We start from the raw sequence: 1,712 nt of genomic DNA, 5'->3' as shown, positions 1-1,712 counted from the left end.
TAGCCGGTCCCGTCGATCCGGTCCACGCCGTCGGGAACCAGTGCGGGATCGCACGGCCCCGCCCCCACCGCGGTGATGCGGCCCCCGATGAGCAGAAGGTGGCCGCCGGCGTACTCGGCGGCATGGTCGTCCACGGTCGCGATCGCGCAGTTCTCGATGAGGACGGCCCCACCGCCCTGCGCCGTCACGGGCGCGTCCCCACAGGGGCCGTGCGCGTGAACGCCGGGGTGAACCCGCGCGCCCGCGCCGAGCGGACCATGCGGTCGGTGAGCTGGGCGTCCGCCTCGTCCGCGAGCGGGTGCAGGCTGCGCGCCCCTTCGGCGACCAGCCGCCCGCCCACGTACACGTGCGTGAGGTTCCGGAGGGAGCACGCCAACACGTAGGTCGCCACCGGGTCCCAGATCGGACCCGTGGCCGGGGAGGTCGGGTCCACGACGAGGAGGTCGGCGTGCTTGCCCACCTCGATGCTGCCGATCCGACCGGACAGGCCCAGCGCCTCGGCGCCCCCCAGGGTGTGCATCCGCAGCACCTCGTGGGCGGCCAGGATCGAGGCGTCGGAGTGCACGGCCCGCTGCGTGTACAGGCCGATGCGCATGTTCTGGAAGGGATCGGAGACATCGGTGCAGGACTGGTCGTCGAGTCCCATCCCCACTCGGATGCCCGCCTCCCGGTACCCCGTGACGTCGGCGATACCCGACCCCAGCCGTCCGTTGGAGGTGGCCTGCCAGATCACGGCCGAGTCCGTCTCCGCCACGCGGCGCACCATCTGCTCGGTGGGGTGGACGAAGTGGCCGAAGGCGAAATCGGGTCCCAGCACCCCGGCGCGGTCGTACCAGGCGAACTTGGCCCGCTGCACCTCGAGGTGTTCGGCGGTCTCCACGAAGTGGGCCTGGTTGCCCACCCCGTGGCGGGCCATGGCCTCGCGCTCACGGTCGGCGGTGACCGGCGACGACGACCACTGCACCGACCCGAACACCGAGCCGCCGAGGTCCAGGTCCCGGGGGACCGTGCGCAGGCGGTGGTCGGTGACGTGGGCGAACGCCTCGAAGCACTCCGCTTCGGGCAGTTGCTCGTCGTCCAACCGGGTCGAGGTGACGCACCGGAGCCCGGAGTCGGCCTGCGCGTCGATCTGTCGCGTGAGGAAGTCGACGTCGTGGACCCGCTCGGCCACCAGGGTCGAGGTGGCGTGGTCGAACACCGCCACCACCCGACTCTGGGTGAAATTGTAGGCGCTGGTCACGCCGTTGCGCAGGAAGTCCAGACAGCCGGCGAGGGTGAACCAGTACAGGTCCTCCGACTCCGCCCCGACCATCATCTCGCCCATCCGCGAGACCCAGCCGTAGAGCGTGTCATCGGGGGCGATGCCGCGCATGCCGGCGGTGAACAGGTGACTGTGCGCGGAGACGAACCCCGGCGCCAGGATCGACCCGCCCAGGTCGTGGACGGTCCCGGGCAGGCCCGGCGGCGGGTCGCCGGGGCCCAGTCCGGCGATCAGCCCGCCCTCGTCGACGTGGACCCAGCCGTGGAACCACCGGGGGTCGTCGGCCGTCACGGGGATGACGAGCGCATCGGTGAAGGTGATCATGGGGTTTCTCTCGTCGGGGGCGGCGGGGTGCTGGGGATCGGGGCGACGTCCTCAGCCCGGGAGGTCCTCGGCCAGCCACCCACCGTCACGCAGGTGGAACCGTCTCCGGTGCGAGGGCGCGTCGGCC

At 72.1% G+C, this 1,712-nt stretch carries 1 protein-coding gene and 1 pseudogene; both read right to left on the bottom strand.

The window, feature by feature from the left end:
* Positions 1-188: pseudogene (locus G6026_RS14445) on the bottom strand (8-oxoguanine deaminase); the annotation flags it as partial.
* Positions 185-1,585 (bottom strand): amidohydrolase family protein, encoded by a 1,401-nt coding sequence (locus G6026_RS14440; protein ID WP_182613587.1) that lies wholly within the window; start codon positions 1,583-1,585, stop codon positions 185-187. The pseudogene G6026_RS14445 and the gene G6026_RS14440, both read right to left, overlap by 4 nt.
* Between the last annotated feature and the right edge of the window lie 127 nt (positions 1,586-1,712).

The sequence above is a fragment of the Dietzia sp. DQ11-38-2 genome (assembly GCF_014145055.1).
In the GTDB taxonomy this organism is placed as follows: Bacteria; Actinomycetota; Actinomycetes; order Mycobacteriales; family Mycobacteriaceae; genus Dietzia.
This window is presented reverse-complemented; position numbering and strand designations above follow the sequence as displayed.

What these genes read in the sequence shown, in the direction of transcription:
- G6026_RS14440 (WP_182613587.1), bottom strand. Translation starts at nt 1,585, where the DNA reads ATGATCACCTTCACCGATGCGCTCGTCATCCCCGTGACGGCCGACGAC.